Source organism: Peribacillus sp. FSL R5-0717, from assembly GCF_038002945.1.
Taxonomy (GTDB): Bacteria; Bacillota; Bacilli; order Bacillales; family DSM-1321; genus Peribacillus; species Peribacillus frigoritolerans.
Genome location: NZ_JBBOOF010000001.1, coordinates 567,241 through 593,694, shown reverse-complemented (window position 1 = coordinate 593,694; position 26,454 = coordinate 567,241). Strand labels below are relative to the sequence as shown.

General features: G+C 42.0%; 32 protein-coding genes. 24 read left to right on the top strand and 8 right to left on the bottom strand.

Annotation, left to right across the window (positions count from 1 at the left end):
* Positions 1–15: 15 nt before the first annotated feature.
* Together NYE65_RS02915 and NYE65_RS02910 are read left to right on the top strand one after the other, a co-directional pair.
* Positions 16–1,047: an ABC transporter permease gene (locus NYE65_RS02915; RefSeq protein ID WP_057278771.1), complete on the top strand. Its 1,032-nt coding sequence runs from the start codon at positions 16–18 to the stop codon at positions 1,045–1,047.
* On the top strand, positions 1,022–1,816 hold the full coding sequence (locus tag NYE65_RS02910; protein ID WP_048678506.1) for an ABC transporter ATP-binding protein: 795 nt from the start codon (positions 1,022–1,024) through the stop codon (positions 1,814–1,816). The genes NYE65_RS02915 and NYE65_RS02910 overlap by 26 nt, the downstream gene beginning before the upstream one ends.
* Before the next feature lie 157 nt (positions 1,817–1,973).
* Here the strand turns inward: NYE65_RS02910 and NYE65_RS02905 are convergent, their stop codons facing one another.
* On the bottom strand, positions 1,974–2,525 hold the full coding sequence (locus NYE65_RS02905; protein ID WP_052137288.1) for a MerR family transcriptional regulator: 552 nt from the start codon (positions 2,523–2,525) through the stop codon (positions 1,974–1,976).
* 286 nt (positions 2,526–2,811) lie between these two features.
* On the opposite strand from NYE65_RS02905, the gene NYE65_RS02900 reads away from it, so the two are divergent.
* A complete protein-coding gene (locus NYE65_RS02900; protein ID WP_328176833.1) occupies positions 2,812–3,243 on the top strand; it encodes a VOC family protein in 432 nt (143 codons plus the stop codon).
* A gap of 111 nt (positions 3,244–3,354) precedes the next feature.
* On the opposite strand, the gene proC is transcribed toward NYE65_RS02900, so the two are convergent.
* The gene (gene proC, locus NYE65_RS02895) at positions 3,355–4,200 is read right to left on the bottom strand and encodes a pyrroline-5-carboxylate reductase (protein ID WP_095678598.1); all 846 of its coding nucleotides are present in this window, start codon (positions 4,198–4,200) and stop codon (positions 3,355–3,357) included.
* A 699-nt stretch (positions 4,201–4,899) separates the two neighbouring features.
* Between proC and NYE65_RS02890 the strand changes: the two genes are divergently transcribed.
* From NYE65_RS02890 to NYE65_RS02880, 3 genes are all read left to right on the top strand, one after another.
* Positions 4,900–5,868 carry an MBL fold metallo-hydrolase gene (locus tag NYE65_RS02890; protein WP_098186600.1) on the top strand — a complete coding sequence of 323 codons (969 nt, stop codon included), beginning with the start codon at positions 4,900–4,902 and terminating at the stop codon, positions 5,866–5,868.
* Positions 5,869–5,890: 22 nt separating this feature from the next.
* Positions 5,891–6,682 carry an SDR family NAD(P)-dependent oxidoreductase gene (locus tag NYE65_RS02885; RefSeq protein WP_095678600.1) on the top strand — a complete coding sequence of 264 codons (792 nt, stop codon included), beginning with the start codon at positions 5,891–5,893 and terminating at the stop codon, positions 6,680–6,682.
* Positions 6,683–6,831: 149 nt separating this feature from the next.
* Positions 6,832–7,359, top strand: coding sequence for a hypothetical protein (locus NYE65_RS02880; RefSeq protein WP_340859816.1), 528 nt, complete (start codon positions 6,832–6,834; stop codon positions 7,357–7,359).
* A 49-nt stretch (positions 7,360–7,408) separates the two neighbouring features.
* On the opposite strand, the gene NYE65_RS02875 is transcribed toward NYE65_RS02880, so the two are convergent.
* Positions 7,409–8,062, bottom strand: a complete 654-nt coding sequence (locus tag NYE65_RS02875; RefSeq protein ID WP_098937413.1) for a C40 family peptidase — start codon at positions 8,060–8,062, stop codon at positions 7,409–7,411.
* A 414-nt stretch (positions 8,063–8,476) separates the two neighbouring features.
* On the opposite strand from NYE65_RS02875, the gene NYE65_RS02870 reads away from it, so the two are divergent.
* The 3 genes from NYE65_RS02870 to NYE65_RS02860 all read left to right on the top strand — a co-directional run bounded on the left by NYE65_RS02870 (position 8,477) and on the right by NYE65_RS02860 (position 10,646).
* On the top strand, positions 8,477–9,736 hold the full coding sequence (locus NYE65_RS02870; RefSeq protein ID WP_328176830.1) for a Y-family DNA polymerase: 1,260 nt from the start codon (positions 8,477–8,479) through the stop codon (positions 9,734–9,736).
* A 28-nt stretch (positions 9,737–9,764) separates the two neighbouring features.
* Positions 9,765–10,097: a YolD-like family protein gene (locus NYE65_RS02865; RefSeq protein WP_054400243.1), complete on the top strand. Its 333-nt coding sequence runs from the start codon at positions 9,765–9,767 to the stop codon at positions 10,095–10,097.
* A gap of 225 nt (positions 10,098–10,322) precedes the next feature.
* Positions 10,323–10,646 (top strand): iron-sulfur cluster biosynthesis family protein, encoded by a 324-nt coding sequence (locus NYE65_RS02860; protein ID WP_063595027.1) that lies wholly within the window; start codon positions 10,323–10,325, stop codon positions 10,644–10,646.
* 43 nt (positions 10,647–10,689) lie between these two features.
* Here the strand turns inward: NYE65_RS02860 and NYE65_RS02855 are convergent, their stop codons facing one another.
* Positions 10,690–11,589, bottom strand: coding sequence for an alpha/beta hydrolase (locus NYE65_RS02855; protein ID WP_055348374.1), 900 nt, complete (start codon positions 11,587–11,589; stop codon positions 10,690–10,692).
* Between the two features lie 130 nt (positions 11,590–11,719).
* Between NYE65_RS02855 and NYE65_RS02850 the strand changes: the two genes are divergently transcribed.
* Both NYE65_RS02850 and NYE65_RS02845 read left to right on the top strand, forming a co-directional pair.
* Positions 11,720–11,980 carry a YqkE family protein gene (locus NYE65_RS02850; RefSeq protein WP_034308173.1) on the top strand — a complete coding sequence of 87 codons (261 nt, stop codon included), beginning with the start codon at positions 11,720–11,722 and terminating at the stop codon, positions 11,978–11,980.
* Positions 11,981–12,123: 143 nt separating this feature from the next.
* The gene (locus tag NYE65_RS02845; RefSeq protein WP_340859813.1) at positions 12,124–12,561 is read left to right on the top strand and encodes a MarR family winged helix-turn-helix transcriptional regulator; all 438 of its coding nucleotides are present in this window, start codon (positions 12,124–12,126) and stop codon (positions 12,559–12,561) included.
* A gap of 45 nt (positions 12,562–12,606) precedes the next feature.
* Here NYE65_RS02845 and NYE65_RS02840 read toward each other — a convergent pair whose 3' ends face one another.
* The 3 genes from NYE65_RS02840 to mciZ all read right to left on the bottom strand — a co-directional run bounded on the left by NYE65_RS02840 (position 12,607) and on the right by mciZ (position 14,399).
* On the bottom strand, positions 12,607–13,032 hold the full coding sequence (locus NYE65_RS02840) for an Ohr family peroxiredoxin (protein WP_034308168.1): 426 nt from the start codon (positions 13,030–13,032) through the stop codon (positions 12,607–12,609).
* Between the two features lie 240 nt (positions 13,033–13,272).
* Positions 13,273–14,181: an aldo/keto reductase gene (locus tag NYE65_RS02835; RefSeq protein WP_328176829.1), complete on the bottom strand. Its 909-nt coding sequence runs from the start codon at positions 14,179–14,181 to the stop codon at positions 13,273–13,275.
* 56 nt (positions 14,182–14,237) lie between these two features.
* Positions 14,238–14,399 (bottom strand): Z-ring formation inhibitor MciZ, encoded by a 162-nt coding sequence (gene mciZ, locus NYE65_RS02830; protein WP_268591076.1) that lies wholly within the window; start codon positions 14,397–14,399, stop codon positions 14,238–14,240.
* A 75-nt stretch (positions 14,400–14,474) separates the two neighbouring features.
* Between mciZ and NYE65_RS02825 the strand changes: the two genes are divergently transcribed.
* Both NYE65_RS02825 and NYE65_RS02820 read left to right on the top strand, forming a co-directional pair.
* Entirely contained in the window at positions 14,475–15,026 is a 552-nt protein-coding gene (locus tag NYE65_RS02825; RefSeq protein ID WP_034308163.1) for an NUDIX hydrolase, read from the top strand.
* Positions 15,027–16,208 carry an endonuclease Q family protein gene (locus NYE65_RS02820; RefSeq protein ID WP_328176828.1) on the top strand — a complete coding sequence of 394 codons (1,182 nt, stop codon included), beginning with the start codon at positions 15,027–15,029 and terminating at the stop codon, positions 16,206–16,208.
* 36 nt (positions 16,209–16,244) lie between these two features.
* Here NYE65_RS02820 and NYE65_RS02815 read toward each other — a convergent pair whose 3' ends face one another.
* Positions 16,245–16,808 carry a GNAT family N-acetyltransferase gene (locus NYE65_RS02815; protein ID WP_340859810.1) on the bottom strand — a complete coding sequence of 188 codons (564 nt, stop codon included), beginning with the start codon at positions 16,806–16,808 and terminating at the stop codon, positions 16,245–16,247.
* A gap of 139 nt (positions 16,809–16,947) precedes the next feature.
* On the opposite strand from NYE65_RS02815, the gene spoIIM reads away from it, so the two are divergent.
* The 11 genes from spoIIM (at position 16,948) to sigF (ending at position 26,219) form a co-directional block, all read left to right on the top strand.
* Positions 16,948–17,595, top strand: a complete 648-nt coding sequence (gene spoIIM / locus NYE65_RS02810) for a stage II sporulation protein M (RefSeq protein ID WP_340859809.1) — start codon at positions 16,948–16,950, stop codon at positions 17,593–17,595.
* 119 nt (positions 17,596–17,714) lie between these two features.
* On the top strand, positions 17,715–18,164 hold the full coding sequence (gene fur, locus NYE65_RS02805; protein WP_034311309.1) for a ferric iron uptake transcriptional regulator: 450 nt from the start codon (positions 17,715–17,717) through the stop codon (positions 18,162–18,164).
* A 166-nt stretch (positions 18,165–18,330) separates the two neighbouring features.
* Positions 18,331–18,558: a YqzK family protein gene (locus NYE65_RS02800; protein ID WP_034308153.1), complete on the top strand. Its 228-nt coding sequence runs from the start codon at positions 18,331–18,333 to the stop codon at positions 18,556–18,558.
* A gap of 5 nt (positions 18,559–18,563) precedes the next feature.
* Positions 18,564–19,457, top strand: a complete 894-nt coding sequence (xerD, locus tag NYE65_RS02795; RefSeq protein ID WP_034308151.1) for a site-specific tyrosine recombinase XerD — start codon at positions 18,564–18,566, stop codon at positions 19,455–19,457.
* A gap of 296 nt (positions 19,458–19,753) precedes the next feature.
* On the top strand, positions 19,754–20,956 hold the full coding sequence (gene deoB, locus NYE65_RS02790; protein WP_063575716.1) for a phosphopentomutase: 1,203 nt from the start codon (positions 19,754–19,756) through the stop codon (positions 20,954–20,956).
* Complete coding sequence (locus tag NYE65_RS02785) at positions 20,957–21,769, top strand: purine-nucleoside phosphorylase (protein WP_328176826.1); 813 nt, start codon at positions 20,957–20,959, stop codon at positions 21,767–21,769. It abuts the gene before it with no gap.
* Positions 21,770–21,835: 66 nt separating this feature from the next.
* Positions 21,836–23,140, top strand: a complete 1,305-nt coding sequence (locus NYE65_RS02780) for a pyrimidine-nucleoside phosphorylase (protein ID WP_048680161.1) — start codon at positions 21,836–21,838, stop codon at positions 23,138–23,140.
* 207 nt (positions 23,141–23,347) lie between these two features.
* On the top strand, positions 23,348–24,514 hold the full coding sequence (locus NYE65_RS02775) for a D-alanyl-D-alanine carboxypeptidase family protein (RefSeq protein WP_034308145.1): 1,167 nt from the start codon (positions 23,348–23,350) through the stop codon (positions 24,512–24,514).
* A gap of 131 nt (positions 24,515–24,645) precedes the next feature.
* Positions 24,646–24,996: an anti-sigma F factor antagonist gene (gene spoIIAA / locus NYE65_RS02770; protein WP_034308142.1), complete on the top strand. Its 351-nt coding sequence runs from the start codon at positions 24,646–24,648 to the stop codon at positions 24,994–24,996.
* A 1-nt stretch (position 24,997) separates the two neighbouring features.
* A complete protein-coding gene (gene spoIIAB, locus NYE65_RS02765) occupies positions 24,998–25,438 on the top strand; it encodes an anti-sigma F factor (protein WP_034308139.1) in 441 nt (146 codons plus the stop codon).
* Between the two features lie 13 nt (positions 25,439–25,451).
* The gene (gene sigF, locus NYE65_RS02760) at positions 25,452–26,219 is read left to right on the top strand and encodes an RNA polymerase sporulation sigma factor SigF (RefSeq protein ID WP_034308137.1); all 768 of its coding nucleotides are present in this window, start codon (positions 25,452–25,454) and stop codon (positions 26,217–26,219) included.
* Positions 26,220–26,454: the final 235 nt, after the last annotated feature.

Below are 26,454 nucleotides of genomic sequence, written 5' to 3'. Positions count from 1 at the left end.
GGAAGGAAGAAAAAAATGTTCTCAGCCTTATTCAACTCTTTTGAGTCGGGAATGATTTATGCAATCATGGCACTTGGTGTCTATTTAACATTCAGGATTCTCGATTTCCCGGATATGACTGTGGAAGGCAGTTTTGTGACAGGGGCCTCTGTTGCCGCGATTATGATCGTTAACGGTTACTCGCCGATCGTAGCCACGTTGTGTGCCATGGTGGCAGGGTTCATCGCTGGGACGATAACGGGGTTCCTTCATACAAAAGGGAAAATCAATCCTCTCTTGGCAGGTATCTTAATGATGATTGCGCTCTATTCGATCAATTTGCGGATCATGGGTGCATCCAACATTCCGTTGCTTTCCCAAACAACCATTATCACGAATATTCAGGATGCCTGGGCTGGCACTGGGTTGGACAATTTGTTGAATGGTCTTTTATCATTCGTGGGTCTCGGTGACAGCCTGCCAAAAACGTGGGCCATATTAATCGTTATGCTGGTTGTGGCTGTAGTCATCCAAGCGGGAATGTCGGCGTTTTTAAAAACGGAAATTGGTCTTGCCTTACGGGCGACTGGTGATAATGAAGCAATGGTCAAGAGTTTTTCCGCCCATACCGGCAACATGAAGATCTTAGGACTTGCAATCGGAAATGCACTTGTGGCTTTTTCGGGATCCCTGGTTGCCCAATATAACGGTTTTAGCGATATAGGCATGGGGATTGGAATCATTGTCATCGGATTGGCATCCGTCATAATCGGTGAAGCTCTATTCGGGGCAAAAACGATTGCACGTGCTACGCTGGCTGTCATTGGAGGGGCGATCATTTACCGGATCGTCGTAACCTTGGCACTTCGCGTTGAATTCCTTGAAACGGGAGATGTTAAATTAATTACGGCACTTATTGTGGTCGGGGCACTTGTCATTCCAAAAATTTCCGATAAACAAAAGGAAAAAACCCGGAAGAAAAGGCGGCTTAAAGAAATACAGATGCGTCATGATGGCACTTTACCGAAAGGGAGGGAAGAATATGCTTCGGTTAAATCAGATTTATAAAGTGTTCAATGAAGGAACACCAGATGAAAAGCTAGCCCTTGGAAATCTGGAACTGCAGATGACAAAAGGTGAATTTGTAACAGTCATCGGTAGTAATGGAGCAGGTAAATCGACTTTGATGAATATGATTTCCGGTAAGATTCTCCCTGATGCTGGTGAAGTCATCATCGATGGTGAAAACGTATCGGCCATTGAAGAACATGCCCGTGCAAAAATGATTGGACGTGTTTTTCAGGATCCCATGCTGGGTACGGCACCGCATATGACGATTGAAGAAAATATGGCAATTGCTTATGGCAGAACCAATAGAAGAGGTTTAGGCTTTGGGGTGACAAAAAAACGGAAAGAACTTTTTAAAGAATGTTTGGGCACCCTTCATTTAGGATTGGAAAACCGGATGACTGCAAAAGTGGGATTATTGTCAGGAGGGGAGCGTCAGGCACTATCACTGCTGATGGCGACCTTCACCGATCCTAAAATCCTGCTTCTTGATGAACATACTGCAGCGCTTGATCCTTCGCGGGCAGAACTTGTTACAAACCTGACAAAGGAAATCGTCGAAAAGAACCAATTAACGACGTTGATGGTGACTCACAATATGCAGCAGGCAATCGATCTTGGAAATTCCCTGATCATGATGGATAAGGGACAGATCATTTTTGAAGCCAGAGGCGCTGCAAAGCAGAAGTTAACCGTCGAAAAACTGCTTAACGAATTCCAACGCATCAAAGGCGAAAAAATGATCAATGACCGTGCAGTGTTGATTTAAAATGATGAAAAGGCCCGACCCAGGTGAGTTTAATCTCGGGTCAGGGCCTTTTTATTTTGGGGTAATTAATAAGATCAGGTCCTATTTTTGAAGAGATGCTTTGCCTTACAAAAATGGTTATTCGTGGGGTGCTCATGAAAGATCTTGTTAATAGATGTCAATCGCTGTCGGCTGTGCTCCATGATGAACTATCGTTCTTTCTGTTTCCGAAAATCATTTTTATGAATGGCCTTTTCTTCGTCTTTTTAGTGGCAGCAGCTTCTTCAGCCGCGAGGAAATAATCAAAGTGCTGGCCCGTTGGTGTTTCTAACGCTTCGATACGGGCTTCAAGCTTTTTAACGAGTTTGTGCATTTCTTCCATTTCACTTCTGTGCTGTAAAAGCTGATAGGATACAACATCGTCCGCTTTTGTTTTCAGGCCATTTTCTAGCCTGATGACCCGTTCAAGCAGTTGATCATGTTCTTTATTCGGTTCGGAGTGTTTCTGGAGGGTTGCTTTTCTAATCTTTTTCTCTGAGATGCTGACCTTTTGGAGAATGATGCCCTCGTTCAGCTGATCTTGGATTTTTCTCAATAATGCAATGTCTTCATCCGAAAACTGGTAGTGGCCAAGCTGATTCCGTTCTACTTCCATGTTCAATTGGGTGACCCAGCGTTGAATCGTACTATGGGAAACATTCAGTAACCGGGCAACTGCGCTTGTATTCATCGAGATTCCCCCTTTTGCTTGTTGAATTCGATAAGTATGGGGGAATTCCTTTACAGATGACAAAACATGTATTCATTCGGCAAAGAAAGTGGAATTCCTACGTAATTTGCATGAGGGGCAATCCAAGGTGGAATTCCCCGTTGAGCTGCTTTTTGCAAAGTGGTGAGCAGTGTTAGGGACTTTAAGAAGCATTTGCTATGGTGCGGGTGATGGTCAATCAAGCTAAAAAGGGAAAAGTGATCCAGATATCGAATTTACCCTTAAAACATGGAAAAGGAGGACTAGCATGAACAGGATCAACATTATAACTTTAGGTGTCAGGGATATTACTCAATCATTAAGGTTTTACCGGGACGGGTTGGGATTCCGTACATTGATTAAAGAGGACGATCCCGCAATCGTTTTTTTTGATAATGCCGGTACGAAACTTGCTTTGTATCCTATAGAGGAGCTAGCAAAAGACATTAATGAGATGGAACCGCCTAAGAAAAATGGTTTCCCGGGTCTTACACTCGCTTATAATGCTAAATCAATTGAAGAAGTGGATGAAATGATCAGCAGGGCTGGAAATGCTGGGGGAACAATCGAGAAATCACCTCAGCATGTTTTTTGGGGAGGATACAGCGGATATTTTTCAGATCCCGATGGTTACTATTGGGAGGTTGCGTATTCGAAGGACTGGAGTTTCGATGAAAATGATATGCTGATTATAAAGTAACGCTCACTTCAGAAGATTTACCCCTTTTTAAGGCGTATGGATCATAAAAAGGGCTGTTGCCTGCCACTGCTGCAGGAGTGGCCAGGCAACAGCCGATCATCATCATGAGGCTTACTGCGAAACTACATATTTGGCCAGTTCTTTACTTATTTGATTGCCCATTCGCTTCGATTGCTCTGTCGCTTCTTGTACACAGGCAATGAATGCATCTTCCACTTGGTGTGCTTGTAGTGCTTTCAGACCTGCTTCAGTCGTTCCGCCTGGTGAAGTTACTTCCTTTCTTAGTACGGCAGGCGTTTTAGGTGATTTCTGTAACATGTCGGCTGCACCCATCAATGTCTGGAGAATCAATTGCTTAGCGGTTTCGGAATCGAGCCCTATTTTTTCCGCTGATTTTTCCAATGCCTCGACCAAGTAATAAATATAAGCAGGACCGCTGCCTGATAAGCCTGTTACCGCATCTAGCTGGGATTCTTCGACCACTGCCACCGTACCCACCGTTTCAAAAAGGGTAATCGCCGTTTGTAATTGCGAGTCTTCCGTATGACAGTTAGCCGCAAGGGCCGTTGCTGATTTTCCTACAGCTGCCGATGTATTAGGCATGGCACGGACGATCGAAAACCGCTTGTTGGCGATTCCTTCCAAGCTTGTTGTATGAACCCCGGCAACAACGGAAATGAACAGCATTTCTTCACGAATGTATTCTTTTATTGATTGCATCGTTTCTAAAATATCTTTCGGTTTCACCGCCAGTACGACAAGGTCCGCATCCTGTACTAATAACTGCAGTGATCGTGTTGCAGTTACACCATATTGGTCCTTTAAATAAACGAACCGATCATCATTTGATTTATTTGTTACAAAAATATTTTCTGGTTCAATTACCTGTTGGGTCACCAGCCCCGAAATGATTGCTTCTGCCATCGATCCAGCTCCGATAAACGCGATTTTTTTCATATTTCCTGCTCCTTTTTCTTTTGAATTTTCGGCCATTTTATGAAGGCTGTTTTCACATACTTTGTTGCTATTTACCAGGTAGTGAGTTGTGGTTGATTTCCCTTCCGGATGCTCGCTTCCGCGGGGCGGGCGGTGAGCCCGCTGCTCCCGCAGGAGTCTCGCACTTCCGCTCCAATCAACCTTAAATAGTTTCGTTTAAAAACAACAATCTTTACGAAAAGAGCCTTTATGAAAAACAAAAAGACCCCTCATCCAATAAAGGACGAAAGGTCTAGCTTCCGTGGTACCACCTTTGTTCAACTTTTCCATAATAAATACAGAAAAGCTGCACTTGATTCCTCTAACGCGGGAATTACGTCAGGTTTTCCTGAAGGCTCATAAGGTAGGTTCAATAATGAGGGGGCGATGAAGCCTTTCAGCACATTCCGAGCTTCACTCTCTTTACGCCATCATAAATTTACTTGGCCTTAATCAATGCCATGCCGTCTTTAATTACTTGTGATTATGAAGGATATATCAGTACTCTGTCAATGATAATATATGCAAGGACGATAAAAAGTAGACATGAATTATGTGAAAATAATGACAGTGATTTAAAATACATGTAAAATGTTAATTATACATGATAGCTATACTTAGAATCCTGTTTAACGTATAGAAAGATTTATATAAATATAATTTTCTAAGGTGGAAAAGATTATGGCGAATTGGAATGGAGATATTGCGAAAATTGCTTTGCCCACGCCGTTTGCAGTGGGTGATGTGAATGTTTATGTCGTTAAAGGGGATGCTTTAACATTAATCGATACTGGTGTGAAAACCAAACGTTCAAAGGAAGCCTTGACTAACGGTCTTGGGGATTTAGGTCTGAAACTGACTGATATCGAACAAATCATTTTAACCCATCATCATCCCGATCATGCTGGTGCACTCGATTTCTTTGAAAAGGATATCCCGGTTTATGGACACAAAAATAATCAGCGATGGCTTACTATCAGTGATGAGTTTCTTGAAACACATAATCGTTTTTTCCTTGATTATGCCAAAAAGTTCGGAGTGGCAGAAGAGCTGAAAAATAAACTGATCCATAACCGCGACGAAATCCGTTTCCTTAGTGAACGGAAGCTGCATGGATATTTGGCTGAGGGGGATGAGCTCCCTGGTCTTCCAGGCTGGAAAGTGATCGAGACTCCAGGGCATGCGCAAAGCCATTTATCTTTTTACCGGGAAAGTGACGGGGTCATGATCGCTGGCGATCACTTGCTTGCCAAGATTTCACCTAACCCATTAATGGAACCACCTTTACTCCCTGGAGGCATGAGGCCTCGTCCGTTACTGCAATATAATGCATCACTTCAAAAATTATTGGATTTCCCCATATCCACTGTTTACTCAGGACATGGATCTGAAGTGGCAGGAGATGCAGTTGCAGACTTGATTCAATATAGATTCGAGCGGCAGCATAACCGTGCCATGCAGGTGAAAAGCATGCTCCAAGATAAGCCTTTATCTGTCTTTGAAGTGTGTCAGCAGCTGTTTCCGAAAGTATACCTTCAGGAAGTGGGCCTGACACTTTCGGAAACGGTCGGTCAGCTGGACTATTTAGAAGACTTGGGTGAAGTCCAAACAGAAATCCAATCAGGGGTCATTCTGTATTCAATCGCTTAATGTTCGAAGGAGGCCGCTTTTTTTGAATAAGTTACAAGGTAAAGTTATTGTTATTACCGGTGCTTCCGGAGGGATTGGCAAGGAAGTTGCCATTCAAAGTGCAAAACAGGGAGGCCGTCTCGTCCTCTTGGCCAGAAGCATGGATAAATTACTGCTGCTAAAGAATGAACTGATCACCCAATATGGGATTGATGCATATGCCTATAAGCTTGATGTTGCAGACACTGATCAGGTGACAAATGTTTTTAATGACATCCATGAGCAAATAGGTGAAGTGGATGTGTTGGTCAACAATGCTGGTTTCGGCACGTTTAAAGAAGCGCAGGATACGGAATTAAATGAAACGAAAGCAATGTTTGCTGTCAACGTCATTGGCTTAATGGCCTGCACAAAGCTGGTTCTGCCGTATATGAAGCAGAGAAAATCGGGGCATATCATCAATATCGCTTCACAGGCCGGTAAAATCGCCACTCCTAAATCAACATTGTACTCTTCTACCAAGTTCGCAGTTCTTGGCTATTCAAACGCACTTCGGCTCGAACTGATGGAAGATCATGTTTTTGTGACCACCGTCAATCCTGGCCCTATAGAAACGAATTTCTTTAACATTGCGGATGAATCAGGTACATACTTAAAGAACGTTGAAAAATTCATGCTTAAGCCTGGAGATGTCGCTGCTAAAATCGTAGCGGCGATGCTGACCAACAAGAGGGAAATCAATCTCCCTGGCTGGATGAATTTAGCTGGGAAATGGTATAACATGTTTCCGAAGATCACCGAAACATTAGGGAAAAAAGCATTTTTCAAAAAGTAGGCTAGTCTTTCGATACCAGACGAAAAATGGTCCAATAATAGGTAAAGGGGAATGTCGATGACATTCCCCTTTTGATTTAACCGAAGTTATCATTTGAATGGGTAACTATTTCATGGGGAATCCGTCTATTTCTATTAGGAGGGATATTCATGAAGATGATTGTAAACCTTTATATATATTTATTCGTCGCCTTTATACTGGGCAGCTGTCAATCCCCCGATTGGAACATGGACGAATCCATTGATAAAGGGGAAGAAGGTTTCATTACGGATCTTGACGATAAGAGGATTTTGATTAAAGGGACGTACTATAAGGTGACCAATGATACATATATTCAAGATCAACATGGGAATGACCTCGATTATTCCGACCTGGAAATCGGGATGAAAGTGAAACCATGGCACCGGGGCGGGGTGAAGAAATCATTTCCTGGGAAAGCGGAAGCGGAATTGATTCTTGTTTTGACGGATGAAAACAGCTTAGCCGAACAAAGGGCGGTCACTGCTGCTCTCGATCATGTCAGCAAAGCGGAAAGTCAGCGATTCATGGTTCTCGAAGTCGTCCATTTACCATCAGAGCATGTTTATAATATCGAAATGATGAATCGTTCCAACTTGGATTCTTCATTCACTGTGACAGTTGAGGATGTAACGGATGAAATATTATATCTAAAATAAAACAACCGGACTGAATCACTTGAATTCCGTCCGGTTGTTTGTCCTGGTTTTATAAAGTTTTCGCACCCAAATATTTTGGTTTCCAATATGAATTATCCATATCCGTGATGGTTATGCCTTTAGAAGACGTAGCACTGATGAATTGACCATTTCCGATATAAATCCCAACATGGGATACCCCTGTTCCAGAAGTATTAAAGAATACAAGATCACCCTTAGCTGGTGAAGATACTTTTAAACCTGTATTGGCATAAAGCAATGATGTTGTACGCGGTAAGGTGATTCCTTGTGATTTCTGGAATACGTAATAGACGAAGCCTGAGCAGTCGAATCCAGTTGGTGTTGTTCCGCCCCATTTGTAGGGTTTGCCTATTAAGGTTTTTGCATAGCTGATCAAGCTAGTATTATTGACATTATAAACACCAAGCGCATTAAATGTGCCTCGGCCGGCAATTCCGTCGACAGTCAAACCTTTGGCCTTTTGGAATTTTTTTACTGCAGATGTAGAATAGGTGCCGTAATATGTAGTCAGTGAACCTGAATATGTGAAATAACCTTTGGTTTTTAATAGTTGTTGTAGTTGTTTGACATCACTATGTGTCATTCCGGGTCTGAGGGTTTGGTCTCCAATATTGGCAAAGGCTTGCAGTGGGGTTAGCATCATGGCAGATGCAACAGCAGCTGAAGCGATCCATTTCTTCATAATTTTCATTTCCTCTCTATCTATCTCTCTATTATTTCTTAACAATATTATCCTACAATACCATTATGACAAATAGACATAATTTCGGTTACAGTTTCATTACAAAAAATGAGCATTAAGACTGGCTTCCAAGTAGACGAAAGTCTGTTGAAAAGGGTGGGGGAATTTTAAAAAAACGAGCATATGGACCTACTTGAAATTATTCAAGCTACCAATTAATCTTTTTCAAAAAAACAATCTGGATACTTAGTTTAAATTTGGTATTTTAACCATTTTTAGTATCTATTATATTTTTCAAGGAAATTACATTAAAAAGTAGAAATTTGTATGAAAACTTCCATTGAATAAGAACGTATATTCGGTTAAAGTTATGAATATAATAAAGCGAACGTATATTCTTGTTAGGGTGAAGAAATGATGGATTATGGGACGATGCCGAAACAATCAATTATGTGTATCGATATGAAAAGTTTTTATGCAAGCTGTTCAGCGGTCATGCTTGGTCTGGACCCGCTTGATTGTTATCTGGCGGTGGTTGGTGATTTGAAGAGGACAGGGAGCATTGTGCTTGCGGCTTCTCCAAAGATGAAGAAGGAATTTGGCATCAAGACAGGTTCGCGGATGTTTGAGATCCCGAATGATCCGAGGATTGTCGTCGTTGAACCTAAAATGGCGACTTATTTAAGGGTTTCGACGGAAATCACCCGCTTGTTCAACCGTTATGTGCCAAAAGAAGCGATTCACGTATATAGTGTGGACGAAAGTTTTGTGAAAGTCGATGGCGCCTCTTCTTTATGGGGAGATGCCCGCATGATAGCTGAAAAGATAAAAGATGAAATTGAACGGGAATTACAGCTCCCCTGTGCCATTGGAATTGGACCGAACATGCTCATGGCAAAACTTTGCCTTGATTTGGAAGCCAAACATAAAGGGATTGCGGAATGGAAGTATGAGGATGTGCCAAGCAAACTTTGGCCGATTTCCCCGCTTCGTGAAATGTGGGGGATCGGCAGGCGCGTAGAAAAAACCCTTCATGGAATGGGCATATTTACGGTTGGGCAGCTTGCCAATTATGATCTTGAATTACTTGAAGCGAAGTTTGGAATTATGGGCAATCAGCTTTACCACCATGCCTGGGGAATAGATTTATCCGATATGGGGGCAGCGATCATCGAAGGGCAGGTCAGCTTCGGCAAAAGTCAAATCCTGCTGCGGGATTATAAGGATGAGCATGAGGTAAAGCAGGTCATGCTGGAAATTTGCGAAGAAGTTGGAAGAAGGGCACGCACCCATCGTAAGGCAGGAAGAACGGTGAGCCTAGGCATTGGTTACAGCAAGGATGAGTTTGGCGGAGGTTTCCATCGTTCGCGTTCGATTAACGAACCGACCAACATCACGATGGAGTTATATAAAGTTTGCCTGGAGCTTTTCCATGAGAACTATAAGCAAAAAACGGTTCGAAGCATAGAGGTCAGACTCTCGAATATTGTAGATGATAATGAAATGCAGCTGACTTTATTTGATGCTTCGCGCTGGAAGAAGCGGGAATTGAGTTACACGGTTGATCGAATCCGCCACAAATATGGAGCCAAATCGTTATTGCGTGCAGTTTCGTATACAGAAGCAGGTACAGCCGTATACCGAAGCAAGCTGCTTGGTGGGCATAAGGCGTAAGGGCTGACTTTGAAAGGAGGGAAAAGAAATGATTCGTGATCGCGGCCGTATCAAATGGACATCGATGATGTTACCGGAACATGTGAAGATGCTCCGTGATTGGGTGGTGGAGGATGGCTATGAAACGAAGCGCATCCTGGATGAGCAGCAACTGGAAGAAATGAATGCGGTAATGGGGGAAGCGATGGAGGAAAGAAAGGATGTCACGATTGCTCATTATGAAGGAAACCGGTATCAGCTTTTAATCGGCAGGATCCATTATTATAATGAGCTCACCCAAAAGCTTCATATCGTTGACCGGTTTGAGCAGGCTCACTATATCAGGCTTTCCGATATAGCGGATGTAAGGATAATGGAATGATGAGCGGAAGGGCTGTTCCCAAAGGGACAGCCTTTCATTTTCGAAACGGCATCGTGATGAAAGGAATGACGTGGCATAAGAGAATCGGCATTTGTTAGAACGGTCCATGAGGAAAGTGATTTCCGTGAGGGCCGATCTTGCATAAGGAAGCAGGCAGTTTCGTTAACAGAAACGTTTTTATCGTTTATAATGGGGGAAATGCAAAGACATCGGGAGGCAGCAATCATGTATATTGAATGGACGGAAACAGCGGCTGAGAAAATAGCCGGTAAGGTACAGGGACAAGAAGGATATTTACAGTTGAAATATGATACTGATGGCTGCGGCTGCGTGGTAAGTGGTGTGACGGCGCTATGGTGGGTCAACGAACCTGAAGAAGGTACCGAAAAAGTGGAAACAAACGGAATTCCGCTATATGTTGAGAAATCAAAAATGATTTTTCTTGATGAAGTCATGAAAATAGACTTTGTTCCGGAAGCGAACAGCTTTCAATTAAAAAGTCCGAATCAAATCTTAAATCCGAGGATGAGCTTTTTTAATAAAATCTAACTAAAAGCAAAAGAGGGGATCGTGGACACCCTCTCTTTTCTTCTCAGACAAGTTTTAGAAACTGATCGATTTGATCTTCATATTCTTTTGGATTTTCATTATAAGATTGAGCGTGGGCCCCTTTTTTAGCGATGTACAGCTGTTTTGGGCCCTCTTTTGCTGCATATAATTCCGCTGTCATGGAAGCGGGAATGAAACTGTCATTTTCACTATGGATGAAGAGCACGGGTTTTCGGATATTTTTCATATAATCGATTGGGGACACTTCATTGGTCCAATATCCGTCACGGAGTTTGATGAACGTACGCCCGAGCGGAAATACGGTCCAAGAAGGAAATGGGACTTCATGCTTGAGCTGGTGTTTGATCTGATCCTCGAAGTTTGAAAATGGACAGTCGGCAATGTAAAAATCAGCACCATCTTCAAGCATTCCGGCATATAAAAGCAGGGTTACGGCCCCCATGGATTCTCCATGAATGCCAATATGAAGGTCGGGCCCTTTACGTCTTTTCAATTCATCGATTACGGCCTTCAGGTCGAATTTTTCATAATGTCCATAACTGCTCGTCTTGCCACCGGAATCCCCATGCCGGCGGTGATCATAAATGATCGCATTGAAGCCGCGCTTAAGAAAAATGTTCATGTACTTAATCGAATTGACTTTGTTCTCCGTCACACCATGAGAAATGACCACCCACTTTTTGGTGTCATGCGGTTCGATAAACAAGCATTTCAAGGAATATCCGGATGGTGACGATACCCAAATTTCCGATTTAGGCAGATTATCAAAATCCTCCGTGATCAGGCGTTTAGCCATGATTTCACGATTCTGGATAAAATCATCTTCCTTCTTTTTCATATACATGATCCGATTTGAAAAATAAAGGCCGACGCCGATGATATACGCTAGGATTCCAGCCAGTGTAAACCACCATTTCTTCATGAAAGGACCTCCTCGAATGATTTTCTTTATTTTACCATGAGGGAAATGGGAAAACACTGTTTGAAAACCATGATGAGGAAAACGGCAGTCGTGATATAATAATTTCATAAATGGCCAGGAGGTTTTAAGGATGAAAAAGAAACAGCCGCGAAAACAAAGTCAAAGCAAAAATCAAGATAAAGATTCATCTTCATTGAAACTCGGTGATATGATCAATCAAGATATCATGTCCCAGCTTCGTCAAAAGCAAAAAGAACTTAATGAGGCTGAACAAGAGAAAAGGGAAGCGGAAGAAGAAAAAAAACGTGAAGAAAGAAAGCGGCGGGAAAAGAATAAATCATTCGAAGAACTATTGGGTGAAAGCAATCTGAACTGGAAGAACTATAAATAGAACAGGGAGCAGTTAAAATTTAAAAAGGGCTGGTACCCTTTTTCTGTTCAGGAATTCCTTTATTTTATAAAGTATAACGATTATATTAAAGATAAGTTCGATATGCTTTCATATCGGATGGACTACTATTAGCTGGTGATAGGATGCAAAATAAAATAGAAAAAGTGCTGGAAGACCAATTATGTTTCCTGCTTTATGCAAGTTCGCGGGAAATGACGAAGAAATATAAACCGCTGCTTGATAAACTTAAAGTGACATATCCTCAATATCTTGTTCTGCTTCTATTATGGGAACAGGATACACTTACAGTAAAAAAACTTGGGGAGCTCCTTGCCCTCGACTCAGGAACGCTTACCCCCATGTTGAAACGAATGGAGCAGAATGGCTTGATTGTCCGTGAACGTTCCACTGAAGATGAACGGTCTGTCATGATTAAGCTGACGGAAAAGGGACTTGGTTTACAGGAAGATGCCTGTTTCATTCCCGATCGCATTTCGGCAATGTCGGGTGAGGATAAGAAGGTGGTCGAGGATTTAAAAGCTTCGCTGCTCCAACTATTGAAAACATTACAGGAATTTTAGCGAAGAAAAGACGCTTGGGAACCCCCAAGCGTCTTTTTATTGAATTTAGTCTACATCTATTTCAAAGGCGACATCCACATTGCCATTGATTGCTTTTGAATAAGGACACATTTGATGCGCTTTATGAACAAGGGTTTCGAATGTCTCCTTGTCGACCCCGGATCCCTTCACAGCCAAAGTTATAGCCAAGCTGTACTGATGCATCTCACCCATTAATAGACTGACGCTTGCGGTGACTTTTGAATCGAAAGAAACGCGTTCAATTTTACCAACTGATTGCAAAGCACTATCAAAACATGCAGCATATCCAGCTGCAAAAAGCTGTTCCGGATTAGATGCTTCAGGCATCTGTTTAGCCCTTGGTGTTCCAGGCATCGCAATATCAACCGTGAAGTTGCCGTCAGCAGAAATTGCCGTTCCTTCTCTTCCGCCATCGACTGTTACAGACGTTGTAAATAATGTTTTTGTCATCATTTTTTCTCCCTTATCTTTTTTACTTTTGATTGTGCACAACTGAATTGTACAATATTAATTTTGGGATGTCCAATGAAAAGGTTTAAAACCGTTAAATGGGTTTTGGAAGGAATTAGAATGATCGGAAACTTGAAGTTGGTAAAGAAGGCGAAAAAAAGATGGAACGGAAAAAGGCTGACTATCCCGTTGGTTAAACGGAGATAGAGCAGCCTAAAGGTTTGTCCTGACATTTCTTTTTTAATTCCGGTGACTTTCATATTTGTTCACTTTGGTCAACCGCTTCAGGATATCCAACTCGGTTGTGGACAGTGAAGGGCTGTTGGCAGCTTGGCAGTTATCACGTAGCTGCTGTACTGAGCTTGCTCCTGGAACAACGGTAGCTACGCTTTGATGGGACAATACATATTGAAGTGCCGTTTCATTCAACTTCCTATCGGAAAGTTTGTCCTTTATTTGCGGAAGCAAATCTTTAAGTTCGTGATAGCTATAGTCAAGGTATCCATCCTCATTTGCCTTTTTAAGCATTTTTTCACTGAGCAGCCCTTTGGCAAGGGGGCCACGGGCGATCATGCTGATCTGTTTGTTGGCGAAAAGGGACAGCCACTCTTCTGGGCGGCGGTCGAGCAGATTAAACTGCATCATCACGGAATCAAGCTCAGACTTTTCAGTGAATTCCTTGATGACATTCGGACGAATCGAGGAAATTCCATAATATCGGATATAGCCTTCTTTTTTCAAATCTTCAAATGCTTCTACCGTTTCTTCGATATTGTCTGAAATGGTGCCGCCATGTAACTGATAAAGATCAATATAATCAGTCCCCAATCGCTTTAAGCTATCTTTTACTGCCGTTTTAATATGAGCGCCGGATGGATCCCAACTCCAGGAATCTTTATTTTCATTCCAGCGGTTTCCGACCTTGGTGGCTATGTATACCTTATCGCGGACCGATTTTAAATTCTTTCCGACGATTTCTTCATTCATACCGAAATCATATAAATCGGCCGTATCAAAATAATTGATTCCTTCATCTAAAGCGGCCTGTATGATCTCGGATGCCTGATTTTCAACAGTCCCCAGTGACATGCATCCAAGCCCGATTTCAGAAACTAGCAAGTCAGAATTTCCTAGTCTGCGTTTTTTCATGTTATCCACTCCCTTTACATTCATTGTAAAGGAGAAATCCATTTCACTCAAAGAATTCACTTGATCCGTTTTAAAGGAGTGGGTGGCACCTGATCGTGAATGTCGGCAATCCAATCATTGACATAAACATATCGATTTTGTAATTGCTTTAGTTTTTGAAGGATTTCCCAGCTCTTTCCGGATAAAGTAACGCTTTTTTCCAATACGTAAACTTTCATTAAATCGCCCTCCATCTCTATTATGGTAAAATGTATGAGGAATCATGCTGCAATTAGAACAGAGGAGTGGTCACGATGAAAAAATTTGAAGAAAAAACGCTGTCTTCGGAAAAAATCTTCACAGGAAAAGTAATCAGCCTGCAAGTGGATGATGTAGAGCTTCCTGATGGGAAAACGGGTAAACGTGAAATAATCAAGCATCCGGGAGCGGTTGCCGTAATAGCTCTCACGTCAGAAAATAAAATCATCATGGTTGAACAGTACCGTAAAGCGCTGGAGAGAAGCTTGGTGGAAATTCCTGCAGGGAAGCTTGAAAAAGGCGAAGAACCGGTCCTGTCGGCTAAACGGGAGCTGGAAGAGGAGACAGGTTATGAATGTGAAAAAATGGAGCATATCATATCCTTCTATACATCCCCAGGTTTCGCCGATGAATTGGTCCACCTGTATGTGGCCCACAATTTGAAAAAGAAAGAAAATGCGGCACCGCTGGATGAAGATGAATTTGTCGAGATGCTTGAACTCACGCTGGAGGAAGCTCAAACTTATATGGATGAAGGGAAGATCCAGGATGCCAAAACGGCATATGCAGTTCAGTATCTGCAGTTGAAAAAGGCGATGACATCATAAATGAAAGAGTATTACGCTGACCTGCATATCCATATAGGCAGAACGAGAAGCGGAAGGGCCGTGAAAATAACAGGTGCTAAAACGTTAACCTTCAGCAATGTGCTGCAAGTGGCAAGTGAAAGGAAGGGCCTTGATCTAATCGGGATAATCGATTGTCATTCTCCTGAAATTATCGAAGAGATCGAAGCGGGGATTCTTGATGGTGAAATCACGGAAAAGACTGAAGGCGGACTTCAATACAAGAATACAACCATCATTCCGGGCTCGGAGATTGAAATTTATGATCAAAATTGTAATGGACCGATCCATGTCCTCGCCTATTTTCCCACTTTAAAAGCGATGAAGGAATTCTCCTCATGGATGAGTGGACATGTTAAAAATATCACCTTGAGCTCCCAAAGGATTTATTGTGATGGAAGAACGCTGCAAAAAATTGTGAAGTCACTGGGCGGTCTGTTTATCCCGGCACATGTTTTCACCCCATTTAAAAGCTTATATGGAAAAGGGGTGCGATCCAGTCTGACTGAAGTATTCGATCCGGAGCTAATTGATGCCATCGAACTTGGTTTAAGTTCAGATACAGAAATGGTCAAGGATATCGAGGAGTTGGACTCCTATGTATTCGTAACAAATTCCGATGCGCATTCGCTTGGGAAAATCGCTCGTGAATATCAAAAAGTCCTGCTTGAAGAACCAAGTTTCAATGAGCTGGCAAAAGCCCTTAAAGAAACAGGGAATCGCAAGGTGACCGTTAATTATGGATTGAACCCCTTATTGGGAAAGTATCATCAAACCGTATGTTCAGGGTGCTTACATCAGGTATTGAGGGATAGTGAACAATGTCCTGAGTGTGGTAATAAATCCATTATTAAAGGGGTATCGGCCAGGATTGAAGAACTCTCCGTTTCCAGGATGGACAGAAGAGACGGAAAGGAAAGGCCGCCGTATATCCATCAAGTGCCACTCGACTTCATCCCGGGACTCGGACCTAAATCCATGGGAAAACTGCTGGTGGCATTTGGAACAGAGATGAATATCCTTCATGAAGTTACGCTTGAGCAGCTAATGGAAATCGTTCCTGAAAAATTGGCGGTCTACATCGATTCTGCCAGAAAAGGGACGCTTTCTTTTGAAGTGGGGGGCGGAGGAAAGTACGGAAAGGTCAAAAAGGAATTAACCTGAAAAAAGTCCTGACAGATGAGATCTGTCAGGACTTTTTTAATTTGTTGTTTTTGCATAAATGGAGGTGTCCCGCACTTCCATGCCGTCTGCACTAAGGCAGTCATTACGCAAAATTCCTTCAAGGGTGAATCCCAGCTTCTCGGGAATCCGTTTGCTGGCAATATTATTAGGGTCACAGCGGATTTCGACCCGTTTTGCACCGTAATGGTAAAAGGCGAATTTAGTTAACTTTTCCACTGTCTCCGTTATGTAGCCCAGTTTACTGAATCTCGTATCAATCCAATAGCCAATTTCGAATTTAGGAATATCCCAGTTGATTCGGTGCAGACCAGTGGAGCCGATGAATTGATCGTCTTCTTTCCTATAAATATGGAGTCTGATATCCTCTTTTAAAATAAAGTCCGCAAAGGCCTTAAGGACGTTCTGTTCAAAAGTTTCCAAAGAAACATCTTGATGGGCAAACGGCAGCCACTGTTTCAATTCAGGTTTAGAATGGACAATGGCTTCGTAAAGGTCCAGGCCATCGCCAGGCTGACAAGGTCTTAGATATAATCGAGGGGTTTCAATTTTTTGGGGAAAATCCATTAATATAGCTTTCATATCCTGCCTCCATCTCATTGATGTGGAAAATTATAACATAAATTAGGTTCCATGTGTTCGGCTGAAGGGGAAAGTTTTCTTAGCATAAATGAAAGAGTAAAAACATAGATTCTAGTAAGCGGAGTTGGGAGGATGAAAGATGAAAAAAAAATCTGTCGTACAAAATGCCGTAATGAAACATATTAACGAACATTCCTCATTATATGTCTTTATCACTGTGCTTTTTTTGATGGGTGTCATTTTTGGGGCAATATTGGTGAATAGTTTGAGCTTTACCCAAAAGGAAGACTTGTTCTATTATTTATCGCAATTTTTCGGACAAGTATCCAAAGGTGAATTTGCATCTTCGCATGATATGTTCAGCCAAAGTATTATGCATAATATAAAATATATCGGTGTCATCTGGGTTCTCGGAATATCGGTCATCGGTTTGCCTGTCATCCTGGTTTTGTTATTTATAAAAGGGATGGTCGTTGGATTCACGGTCGGCTTTTTAGTCAATCAAATGGGATGGAGCGGGTTCTTATTATCGTTTGTCGCTATTCTGCCCCAAAATATATTCATCGTCCCGATATTCATCGTAATAACCGTCCTTGCCGTTTCACTATCCATGAAAATGATCAGCCGGATTTTCCTTAAGCAGATTCGTGAGCCGCTGAAGCCGATAATTTCACGGTATATTTTCTCATTGGTTTTGTCAGGGTTATTCTTGATTACGGCTGCTGCATTTGAAGCGTACCTATCCCCTTCTTTAATGAAAAATGTCGTAAGTTTATTGGGTCATTGATGGAAATATACCGTTCCCGCAAATTTTTTTATCATTAACAAGAAATCTATTTTGACAGTTTTCCCTCTTTTGATATAATGGATAAGATAGCGGCGCGGGAGGGAATATTAGGTATGGAAATAGAAAACAGAATTGATAGGATAAAAAAGCAGTTACACTCGTCCAGCTACAAATTAACGCCTCAGCGAGAAGCGACCGTCCGCGTTTTACTTGAGCATGAAGAGGATCATTTAAGCGCAGAAGACGTTTACCTCCTTGTCAAAGAAAAGTCGCCGGAAATTGGATTGGCAACAGTTTACCGTACGCTAGAGTTGCTGACTGAATTGAAAATAGTAGATAAAATTAACTTTGGAGACGGGGTTTCCCGTTATGATTTAAGACAAGAAGGAGCTGCGCATTTCCATCATCATCTTGTTTGTGTGGAATGTGGTGCGGTAGATGAAATCCAGGAAGACCTACTTGAAGACGTAGAAGACATTGTGGAACGCGACTGGAACTTCAAGATAAAAGACCATAGATTAACCTTTCATGGCATTTGTCATCGATGTCATGACAAAGAAGAAAATTAAGGTGAATGAAGTCGGACCTTTTCCATTTAATGGAGAAGGTTTTCTGCATTTTAATAGCTGGTTGTCTCAAGTAAGAGCTGTTTTTGTTTTCTCCTTTCCGAAATACGTATAAAACTTGTCCTGTTGGGCATAGATTGATACAAAGGGTCGAATGGGAGGGGAAAGGATGAAAACATCATTATCGCTTATTTTGCACACGGCTAAAGTGATGATTCTCTTTGTTAGCTTCACTGTTCTTTTTTATATAGGAATGGTATGGTTAAATCAGGAATATCAAAGTTATCATCGTTATGATGAACCGAAAGGCATGGCTGTAAAAGTATCGAAGGCTGTTGATACGGGTGATGATGCATGGCTTGAACGCCTAATGTTGTTTTATTTAAACGGGGAGTAATGAATATGGAGAATCAAATTAGGGATTTCATTCATTTTTTAACCATTGAAAAAGGACTTGCCAAGAATACGCTCGTCTCGTATGAGCGTGACTTAAGATCATATTGGAGCTTTCTGAAAGATGTTGAAACCATTGAAGATTGGAATGATTCGCGGCGGGTGAACATCCTGCATTTTCTCGTGCAGTTAAAGGATCAAGGGAAGTCATCGAAAACGGTGGCGCGTCATATAGCTTCCATTCGGTCTTTTCATCAATTTCTTCTAAGGGAAAGAGTAACAAATCAGGATCCGTCCATACATATAGAAACGCCAAAACCGGAACGAAGCCTTCCAAAGGTATTAAGCATGGAAGAGGTTGAAGCACTATTGGAAGCCCCGAAGAAAATGGATGAATTCGGATTACGCGATAAGGCAATGCTCGAACTGATGTATGCGACGGGTATGCGTGTCAGTGAGTTGATATCCATGGATGTGAGTGATGTCCATGCATCGATGGGTTTTGTCCGTTGTGTAGGGAAAGGAAATAAAGAGAGGATCATTCCGATTGGACAAACTGCATTGGGTGCGATTGAACATTATTTGGAAAGTTCCCGGGGGAAAATGGCCAGCCCCAAGCACAGGACAGATTCACTTTTTTTGAATCATCATGGAAACAGGCTGACAAGGCAGGGATTTTGGAAGATTCTAAAAAAACTTGTAAAATCGGCACAAATTGAAAAAGAAATTACACCACATACACTGAGACATTCTTTCGCGACACATCTATTGATGAATGGGGCTGATTTACGTGCCGTCCAAGAAATGCTTGGTCATGCGGATATTTCGACAACTCAAATTTATACACATATTACGAACGTACGGATCAAGGATGTCTATTCAAAATTCCATCCGCGAGCTTAAAGGATTAATAGAATGATAGAAAGGTTGTGAATTTAACTGCAAGGCAGTTGAAGGAGCAGCCTTTTCTGTGTCGGCGAGACGGCTATAAGGGATGCTGATGATTCTAACGCACATCTTATGGCACTTTGTTTCCTTCCGAAATATATTATTTGTCTCCATCATGGTAATCGTTTACAATGTAGAGAGGTCAGACTTCTGACGTTCTTGCGATTTCATTTAAATGAAGAGTAACTGAGCAGAATAAGGGTATTATAGAGAGTATAAAAAGTGATTTACTATTTTAGGAGGAATGACTCATGAAAGGGAATTCAGCATTTAAACGAATATTTGTAATAGTTATGGATTCAGTTGGGATTGGCGAAGCACCTGATGCAGATTTATTCGGCGATAAAGGTGCGGATACACTCGGTCATATCGCAGAAAAAATGAATGGATTGAACATGCCGACTCTCGCAAAATTGGGTTTAGGCAATATCCGTGAAATCAAGGGAATTGAAAAAGCCCAGCAACCTCTCGCATACTATACGAAAATGAAGGAAGCCTCTACAGGAAAAGATACGATGACTGGACATTGGGAAATCATGGGGTTGAATATATCGACTCCATTCCGTGTATTTCCAGATGGTTTCCCGGAATTATTAGTCAATGAACTCGAGGCGAAAATGGGTCGGGGAATTATTGGGAATGTCCCGGCAAGCGGCACGGAAATCATTGAGAGGCTTGGCGAGGAACATATGAAAACGGGTGCGCTGATTGTATATACATCAGCTGATTCCGTATTACAGATTGCTGCACATGAAGATATCGTCCCGATAGACGAATTATACAAGATTTGTGAAATTGCCCGTGAAGTGACAATGGCTGATGAGTTCAAGGTTGGACGCGTTATTGCCAGACCGTTCACTGGTGAACCAGGCAACTTCAAAAGAACGCCTAACCGTCATGATTATGCATTGAAACCGTTCGACCGGACAGTAATGGATGAATTGAAAGATTCTGGATATGATGTCCTTGCAATCGGGAAGATCTCGGATATCTTTGATGGGGAAGGTGTCACTGAATCATTAAGGACCGTATCCAATATGGATGGAATGGATAAATTAATCCAAACGGTAGAACAGGATTTCAAAGGGTTAAGTTTCCTTAATCTAGTCGACTTCGATGCTTTATACGGTCACCGCCGCGACCCAGAGGGATACGGAAAGGCATTGGAAGAATTCGATGCCCGGATGCCTGAAGTCCTTGATAAACTGAAAGAGGATGATTTATTAATCATCACTGCCGATCACGGGAATGATCCGGTCCATGAAGGAACTGATCACACACGTGAATATGTACCATTGTTAGTCTATTCCAAACGATTTACAGAAGGTGCCGAACTCCCGATAAGAGATACATTTGCAGATATTGGGGCGACGGTCGCTGCTAATTTTGATGTGAAAATGCCTGCCTTCGGAAAAAGTATATTGGGCGATCTAAATTTAGGGGAGAATAAATAGATGTTTAATAAAATAGAGACAGCTGCGTCATTCATAAAAAGTAAAATTGAAGGCTCTCCGGAGATAGGACTGATTCTTGGTTCCGGACTTGGAGTATTGGCGGATGAAATTGAAAATCCCATAACGATTCCTTACCACGAAATCCCGGAATTCCCAGTATCGACTGTTGAAGGACACGCTGGACAGCTTGTCATTGGACAATTAAGTGGCAAAAAGGTTGTCGCGATGCAAGGACGTTTCCACTTTTATGAGGGTTACTCCATGGAGAAGGTCACTTTCCCTGTCCGTGTAATGAAACTTCTTGGTGTTGAACAGTTAATCGTAACGAATGCTGCCGGAAGCGTTAATGAAAGCTATCAACCAGGTGACTTGATGCTCATTACGGATCATATTAATTTAATGGGGGCAAACCCATTGATTGGTCCTAATGAAGAGCGTTTCGGCCCTAGATTCCCTGATATGTCGGAAGCTTATAATAAAGACCTTCGGACGCAAGCAAAAAAAATAGCAGCTTCACTAGGATTGGATATTAAAGAAGGTGTCTATATCGGTAATACAGGACCGACCTATGAGACACCGGCAGAAGTGAAAATGGCAAGGATCCTTGGCGGGGATGCAGTTGGTATGTCGACAGTCCCGGAAGTTATCGTAGCAAGGCATAGCGGAATGAATGTGCTCGGAATCTCATGCCTTACCAATATGGCCGCGGGCATTCTGGATCAGCCTTTGTCACATGAAGAGGTAATTGAAACGACTGAAAAAGTGAAAAGCAGTTTTCTTGAATTTGTTAAGCAAATCGTTAAAGACATATAAAACGAACCAAAAAAATACAAGTACACCTAAAGAAAATCGGTGTCTTTAAAAAGTGGGGATTCTAATATGAGAATGGTAGATTTAATCGAGAAAAAGCGTGATGGAAAGGCTCTTACTACAGAAGAAATACAGTTCATCATCAATGGGTTTACCGATGGATCAATTCCGGATTACCAAATGAGCGCTTGGTCAATGGCTGTTTATTTTAAAGGCATGAATGAGCAGGAACGTGCTGATCTAACCATGGCAATGGTCGAATCGGGAGATCAAATTGATTTATCGATGATTGAAGGAATTAAGGTCGATAAACATTCAACAGGCGGTGTGGGTGATACCACAACTCTAGTGCTTGGACCATTGGTTGCTGCTGTTGGTGTTCCAGTGGCAAAGATGTCAGGACGCGGTCTTGGCCATACAGGCGGGACGATCGATAAGTTGGAGTCTGTAAAAGGATTTCATGTCGAAATAGAAAATGACGAGTTCATCAGACTTGTCAATAAAAATAAGATAGCTGTCATTGGGCAAAGTGGTAACCTGACTCCGGCCGACAAAAAGTTATATGCATTGCGCGATGTTACGGGTACCGTTAACAGTATCGGTTTGATTGCTGGTTCGATCATGAGTAAGAAAATCGCCGCTGGTGCTGATGCAATCGTACTTGATGTTAAAACGGGAGCGGGCGCTTTCATGAAAACTCTCGAAGATTCCGAAGAATTGGCGCATGCAATGGTTAGTATCGGAAACAACGTGGGACGAAACACGATGGCTGTCATTTCCGATATGAGCCAACCGTTGGGTTACGCTATCGGAAATGCTTTAGAAGTGAAGGAAGCCATCGATACACTTAAAGGAGAGGGACCGGAAGATTTAACGGAACTTTCTTTAACACTGGGAAGCCATATGGTATACCTTGCCAAAAAGGCAAGCTCGCTGGAAGAAGCAAGAACCTTGCTGGAAAATGCGATCAAGGATGGTTCTGCACTTAACTCATTCAAGATTTTCCTAGAAGCGCAGGGAGGCGATGGTTCGGTTGTAGATCAGCCGGAAAAACTACCGCAGGCTGCTCATACTTTCGAGCTGGAAGCGAAAGAGGACGGATATGTATCGGAAATCATCGCTGATGAAGTAGGAACGGCAGCCATGCTGTTAGGCGCCGGGCGGGCGACAAAAGAATCAGAGATTGATTTGGCAGTCGGACTGGTACTTCGCAAAAAAATCGGGGAAACCGTGGCAAAAGGTGAATCACTTGTGACGATTTACAGCAATTTCGAAGATGTTTCAAAGGTGAAAGAAAAATTGTATGAAAGTATTGCGATTTCAAAAGAGAAAATAGAAAAACCTACATTGATCTATAAAGAGATCATGGAATAAACATTTCCCAAAAAAAGGCCGCGCTTTTGAGCGGCCTTTTTACGTTTATCCCATTGAATTCTTAAAAGAGGATGCCCATGCGCATCCTCTTTTAATTTGGTTCACTTTGTTACCCTATATCCAGTATATGTTCAAAATTCATCTTTATTTGTATAAAAATGGGTTTAATGGAAAAAATAAAAAATATAAAGATTGGAGGGTATGGAGATGAAGCGGATTCTTTCTGTATTTTTAACCGTTTTGGTAGCATTGGGTTTTAACATCCCGCATACAAAAGCAGCTGAAGAAAAAGGAGTCGAACTGGCGGCAAATGCTAAATCCGCTATTTTGATTGAACGGGATACAGGTACTGTTCTCTATGATAAAAATGCAGACGATCGCCTTTCACCGGCAAGCATGACGAAAATCATGACGATGCTGCTGATCATGGAAGCGATCGATAAAGGCGAACTCAGCATGAAGGAGAAAATCAGGACTAGTGAGTATGCAGCGTCAATGGGCGGTTCCCAGATCTTCCTCGAGCCAGGTGAAGAAATGACCACGGAACAAATGCTTAAAGGCATCTCGATTGGTTCGGCGAATGATGCATCGGTGGCGATGGCTGAACGTCTAGCTGGATCGGAAGAAGAGTTTGTCAGGGAAATGAACAAAAAGGCGAAAGACCTCGGGTTGAAAAATACAAAGTTCCAAAACGCAACAGGACTTCCTGTTAAAGATCATTACAGTTCAGCACATGATATGTCGATCATGGCGAAGGAATTATTGAAATACGATACGATTACAAGGTTCACGGGTACATATGAAGATTATCTCCGTGAAAATACCGAAAAGAAATTTTGGCTTGTCAACACAAATAGGTTAGTGAAATTTTATCCTGGGGTCGATGGACTGAAAACAGGATTCACAAATGAAGCGAAATATTGTTTGACAGCGACTGCCAAAAAAGGGAATATGCGTGTCATTGCCGTCGTTTTCGGAGCCGTTTCTCCAAAGGAACGAAACGCTCAGGTTACCAAGATGTTAGATTATGCATTTTCACAATACATCACATACCCTATTTATAAACGCGGTGAGGTGTTAGGTGAAGCCAAGGTAAGTAAAGGGCAAAAGAAAACCGTGGTGGGCGTCACAAGTGAACCTATTTCAGTTTTGACAGCCAAAAACGGAACGGCAAAGGACTTTACAAAAAAAATCACGCTTGATAAAGATTTGGATGCCCCGATTAAAAAAGGTGATGAAATTGGTACACTTGAATTGAAGAAAAACGGTAAGGTATATGTCGAATCTCCAATTGTTGCGAAGGAAACTGTTGATAATGCCAGCTGGTGGCAATTGTATAAACGGGCTTTCGGCATGTTTACCCAGGCGAAATAGAATAAATTGTCGCATTGCCTGTTAATCGTACTAATTTAGGCGAAACTCCACTAGTTTTGCTAGTAAGGAGGAATCGGCAGGTGAAAAAGAGAATTTGACTCTTTATAAGACAGTGAAGGAGGCTGTATATAATGAGTCTTACGATTAATATGGAGGCGAAAAATCGCGTATTGTGCATTCGTCTCAAAGGTGATTTAGATCATCATACAGCAGAAAAATTGAAAAATCAGGCAGAGGCAGCCATTCAAAAGCATAATATCAAGCATATCATCCTCAACATGGAAGAATTGGATTTTATGGACAGTTCAGGGCTCGGGGTTATTTTGGGCCGTTATAAGCAGGTAAACAAAAAGCAAGGTGAAATGGTGGTCTGTGCAATTTCTCCAGCAGTAAAGCGGTTATTTGAGATGTCAGGGTTGTTTAAAATTGTTAAAATGGAACTATCCGAAAAAAACGCTTTGCAAAGACTGGGGGTTGCCTAATATGAAAAATAAAATGGAAACGAAATTTTCTGCACTTAGCCAAAATGAATCTTTTGCCAGGGTAACTGTTGCGGCATTCATTGCCCAATTGGACCCGACGATGGATGAATTGACAGAGATCAAGACTGTCGTGTCAGAAGCCGTTACGAATTCGATCATCCATGGGTATGAGAGTGACCCGGAAGGTTGGGTCTACATTTCAGTGGTCATCGAAGGCGATACTGTGGAATTGACCATCCGGGATGAAGGACTGGGCATTGAAGACGTCGAGGAGGCTAAACAGCCGTTATTTACGACAAAACCCGAACTTGAACGTTCCGGTATGGGATTCACCATCATGGAAAACTTCATGGATGAAATCAATATAATTTCCCATAAGGGCGAAGGCACGATCATTCGATTAAAAAAGCACTTAACTACAAGCAGAGCTTTGTGCAATTAAGGGAGACTTGCATATGGATGTGGAGGTTAAAAACGAGAAGAGCAAGAAAGGCCAGCCCCATTTAAAAGATGAGGAATTGCGGAATTTAATCCAACGCAGCCAGAGCGGTGACCAAGATGCAAGGAATCTGATTGTCAATAGCAATCTGAGGCTTGTATGGTCAGTAGTGCAAAGATTCCTCAATCGAGGTTACGAACCGGATGACCTTTATCAAATAGGCTGTATAGGTCTGTTGAAGTCCGTGGATAAATTTGACTTATCGTTTGAAGTGAAATTCTCAACGTATGCTGTGCCTATGATCATTGGTGAAATCCAACGTTTTATCCGTGATGACGGAACGGTTAAAGTAAGCCGGTCATTAAAGGAAATGGCGAATAAAATTCGCAGGGCCAAAGAGGAACTTTCAAAGACGTATGGCCGCGTTCCGACTGTCAATGAATTGGCGGAACATCTAGAGCTGTCGCCAGAGGAAATCATCATGGCCCAAGAAGCTAGCAGGAGCCCTTCATCGATCCATGAAACGGTTTACGAAAATGATGGAGATCCGATTACTCTTCTTGACCAGATTGCCGACCATAATGAAACATCCTGGTTCGATCAAATCGCTTTGAAAGAAGCCATACATGAATTGAATGAACGTGAAAGGCTGATTGTTTTCCTGAGGTATTATAAAGATCAGACGCAATCGGAAGTGGCGGCAAGGCTTGGTATTTCCCAAGTTCAGGTATCAAGGCTGGAGAAGAAGATTCTTCAGCAAATGAAAAACCACATGAATCAGTGATTCATGTGGTTTTTTTTATTGAGCTGAAAATATTTTAGGAAAAAGTAAAAGTGATTTAAGATGAAACTAGGGATGGGGCCGAATTTTTAGTTGAATTTAGGGGTAAAAACGAATATTATAGTAAAGGTCGCGTTTCTCATTCGTTTTTTTGTCTTTCTTTCAATGAATAATGAACAGGAAAAACGTCGATGCAGTACAATATTAGGACACCTTGTCTTTTCGTGCAAACGGTTGT

Excerpts from the sequence above, each read along its gene's own strand:
- NYE65_RS02915 (WP_057278771.1), top strand. The coding sequence starts at position 16 with ATGTTCTCAGCCTTATTCAACTCTTTTGAGTCGGGAATGATTTATGCA.
- NYE65_RS02910 (WP_048678506.1), top strand. The coding sequence starts at position 1,022 with ATGCTTCGGTTAAATCAGATTTATAAAGTGTTCAATGAAGGAACACCA.
- NYE65_RS02905 (WP_052137288.1), bottom strand. The coding sequence starts at position 2,525 with ATGAATACAAGCGCAGTTGCCCGGTTACTGAATGTTTCCCATAGTACG.
- NYE65_RS02900 (WP_328176833.1), top strand. The coding sequence starts at position 2,812 with ATGAACAGGATCAACATTATAACTTTAGGTGTCAGGGATATTACTCAA.
- proC (WP_095678598.1), bottom strand. The coding sequence starts at position 4,200 with ATGAAAAAAATCGCGTTTATCGGAGCTGGATCGATGGCAGAAGCAATC.
- NYE65_RS02890 (WP_098186600.1), top strand. The coding sequence starts at position 4,900 with ATGGCGAATTGGAATGGAGATATTGCGAAAATTGCTTTGCCCACGCCG.
- NYE65_RS02880 (WP_340859816.1), top strand. The coding sequence starts at position 6,832 with ATGAAGATGATTGTAAACCTTTATATATATTTATTCGTCGCCTTTATA.
- NYE65_RS02875 (WP_098937413.1), bottom strand. The coding sequence starts at position 8,062 with ATGAAGAAATGGATCGCTTCAGCTGCTGTTGCATCTGCCATGATGCTA.
- NYE65_RS02870 (WP_328176830.1), top strand. The coding sequence starts at position 8,477 with ATGATGGATTATGGGACGATGCCGAAACAATCAATTATGTGTATCGAT.
- NYE65_RS02865 (WP_054400243.1), top strand. The coding sequence starts at position 9,765 with ATGATTCGTGATCGCGGCCGTATCAAATGGACATCGATGATGTTACCG.
- NYE65_RS02860 (WP_063595027.1), top strand. The coding sequence starts at position 10,323 with ATGTATATTGAATGGACGGAAACAGCGGCTGAGAAAATAGCCGGTAAG.
- NYE65_RS02855 (WP_055348374.1), bottom strand. The coding sequence starts at position 11,589 with ATGAAGAAATGGTGGTTTACACTGGCTGGAATCCTAGCGTATATCATC.
- NYE65_RS02850 (WP_034308173.1), top strand. The coding sequence starts at position 11,720 with ATGAAAAAGAAACAGCCGCGAAAACAAAGTCAAAGCAAAAATCAAGAT.
- NYE65_RS02845 (WP_340859813.1), top strand. The coding sequence starts at position 12,124 with ATGCAAAATAAAATAGAAAAAGTGCTGGAAGACCAATTATGTTTCCTG.
- NYE65_RS02840 (WP_034308168.1), bottom strand. The coding sequence starts at position 13,032 with ATGACAAAAACATTATTTACAACGTCTGTAACAGTCGATGGCGGAAGA.
- NYE65_RS02835 (WP_328176829.1), bottom strand. The coding sequence starts at position 14,181 with ATGAAAAAACGCAGACTAGGAAATTCTGACTTGCTAGTTTCTGAAATC.
- mciZ (WP_268591076.1), bottom strand. The coding sequence starts at position 14,399 with ATGAAAGTTTACGTATTGGAAAAAAGCGTTACTTTATCCGGAAAGAGC.
- NYE65_RS02825 (WP_034308163.1), top strand. The coding sequence starts at position 14,475 with ATGAAAAAATTTGAAGAAAAAACGCTGTCTTCGGAAAAAATCTTCACA.
- NYE65_RS02820 (WP_328176828.1), top strand. The coding sequence starts at position 15,027 with ATGAAAGAGTATTACGCTGACCTGCATATCCATATAGGCAGAACGAGA.
- NYE65_RS02815 (WP_340859810.1), bottom strand. The coding sequence starts at position 16,808 with ATGAAAGCTATATTAATGGATTTTCCCCAAAAAATTGAAACCCCTCGA.
- spoIIM (WP_340859809.1), top strand. The coding sequence starts at position 16,948 with ATGAAAAAAAAATCTGTCGTACAAAATGCCGTAATGAAACATATTAAC.
- NYE65_RS02800 (WP_034308153.1), top strand. The coding sequence starts at position 18,331 with ATGAAAACATCATTATCGCTTATTTTGCACACGGCTAAAGTGATGATT.
- xerD (WP_034308151.1), top strand. The coding sequence starts at position 18,564 with ATGGAGAATCAAATTAGGGATTTCATTCATTTTTTAACCATTGAAAAA.
- deoB (WP_063575716.1), top strand. The coding sequence starts at position 19,754 with ATGAAAGGGAATTCAGCATTTAAACGAATATTTGTAATAGTTATGGAT.
- NYE65_RS02785 (WP_328176826.1), top strand. The coding sequence starts at position 20,957 with ATGTTTAATAAAATAGAGACAGCTGCGTCATTCATAAAAAGTAAAATT.
- NYE65_RS02780 (WP_048680161.1), top strand. The coding sequence starts at position 21,836 with ATGAGAATGGTAGATTTAATCGAGAAAAAGCGTGATGGAAAGGCTCTT.
- NYE65_RS02775 (WP_034308145.1), top strand. The coding sequence starts at position 23,348 with ATGAAGCGGATTCTTTCTGTATTTTTAACCGTTTTGGTAGCATTGGGT.
- spoIIAA (WP_034308142.1), top strand. The coding sequence starts at position 24,646 with ATGAGTCTTACGATTAATATGGAGGCGAAAAATCGCGTATTGTGCATT.
- spoIIAB (WP_034308139.1), top strand. The coding sequence starts at position 24,998 with ATGAAAAATAAAATGGAAACGAAATTTTCTGCACTTAGCCAAAATGAA.
- sigF (WP_034308137.1), top strand. The coding sequence starts at position 25,452 with ATGGATGTGGAGGTTAAAAACGAGAAGAGCAAGAAAGGCCAGCCCCAT.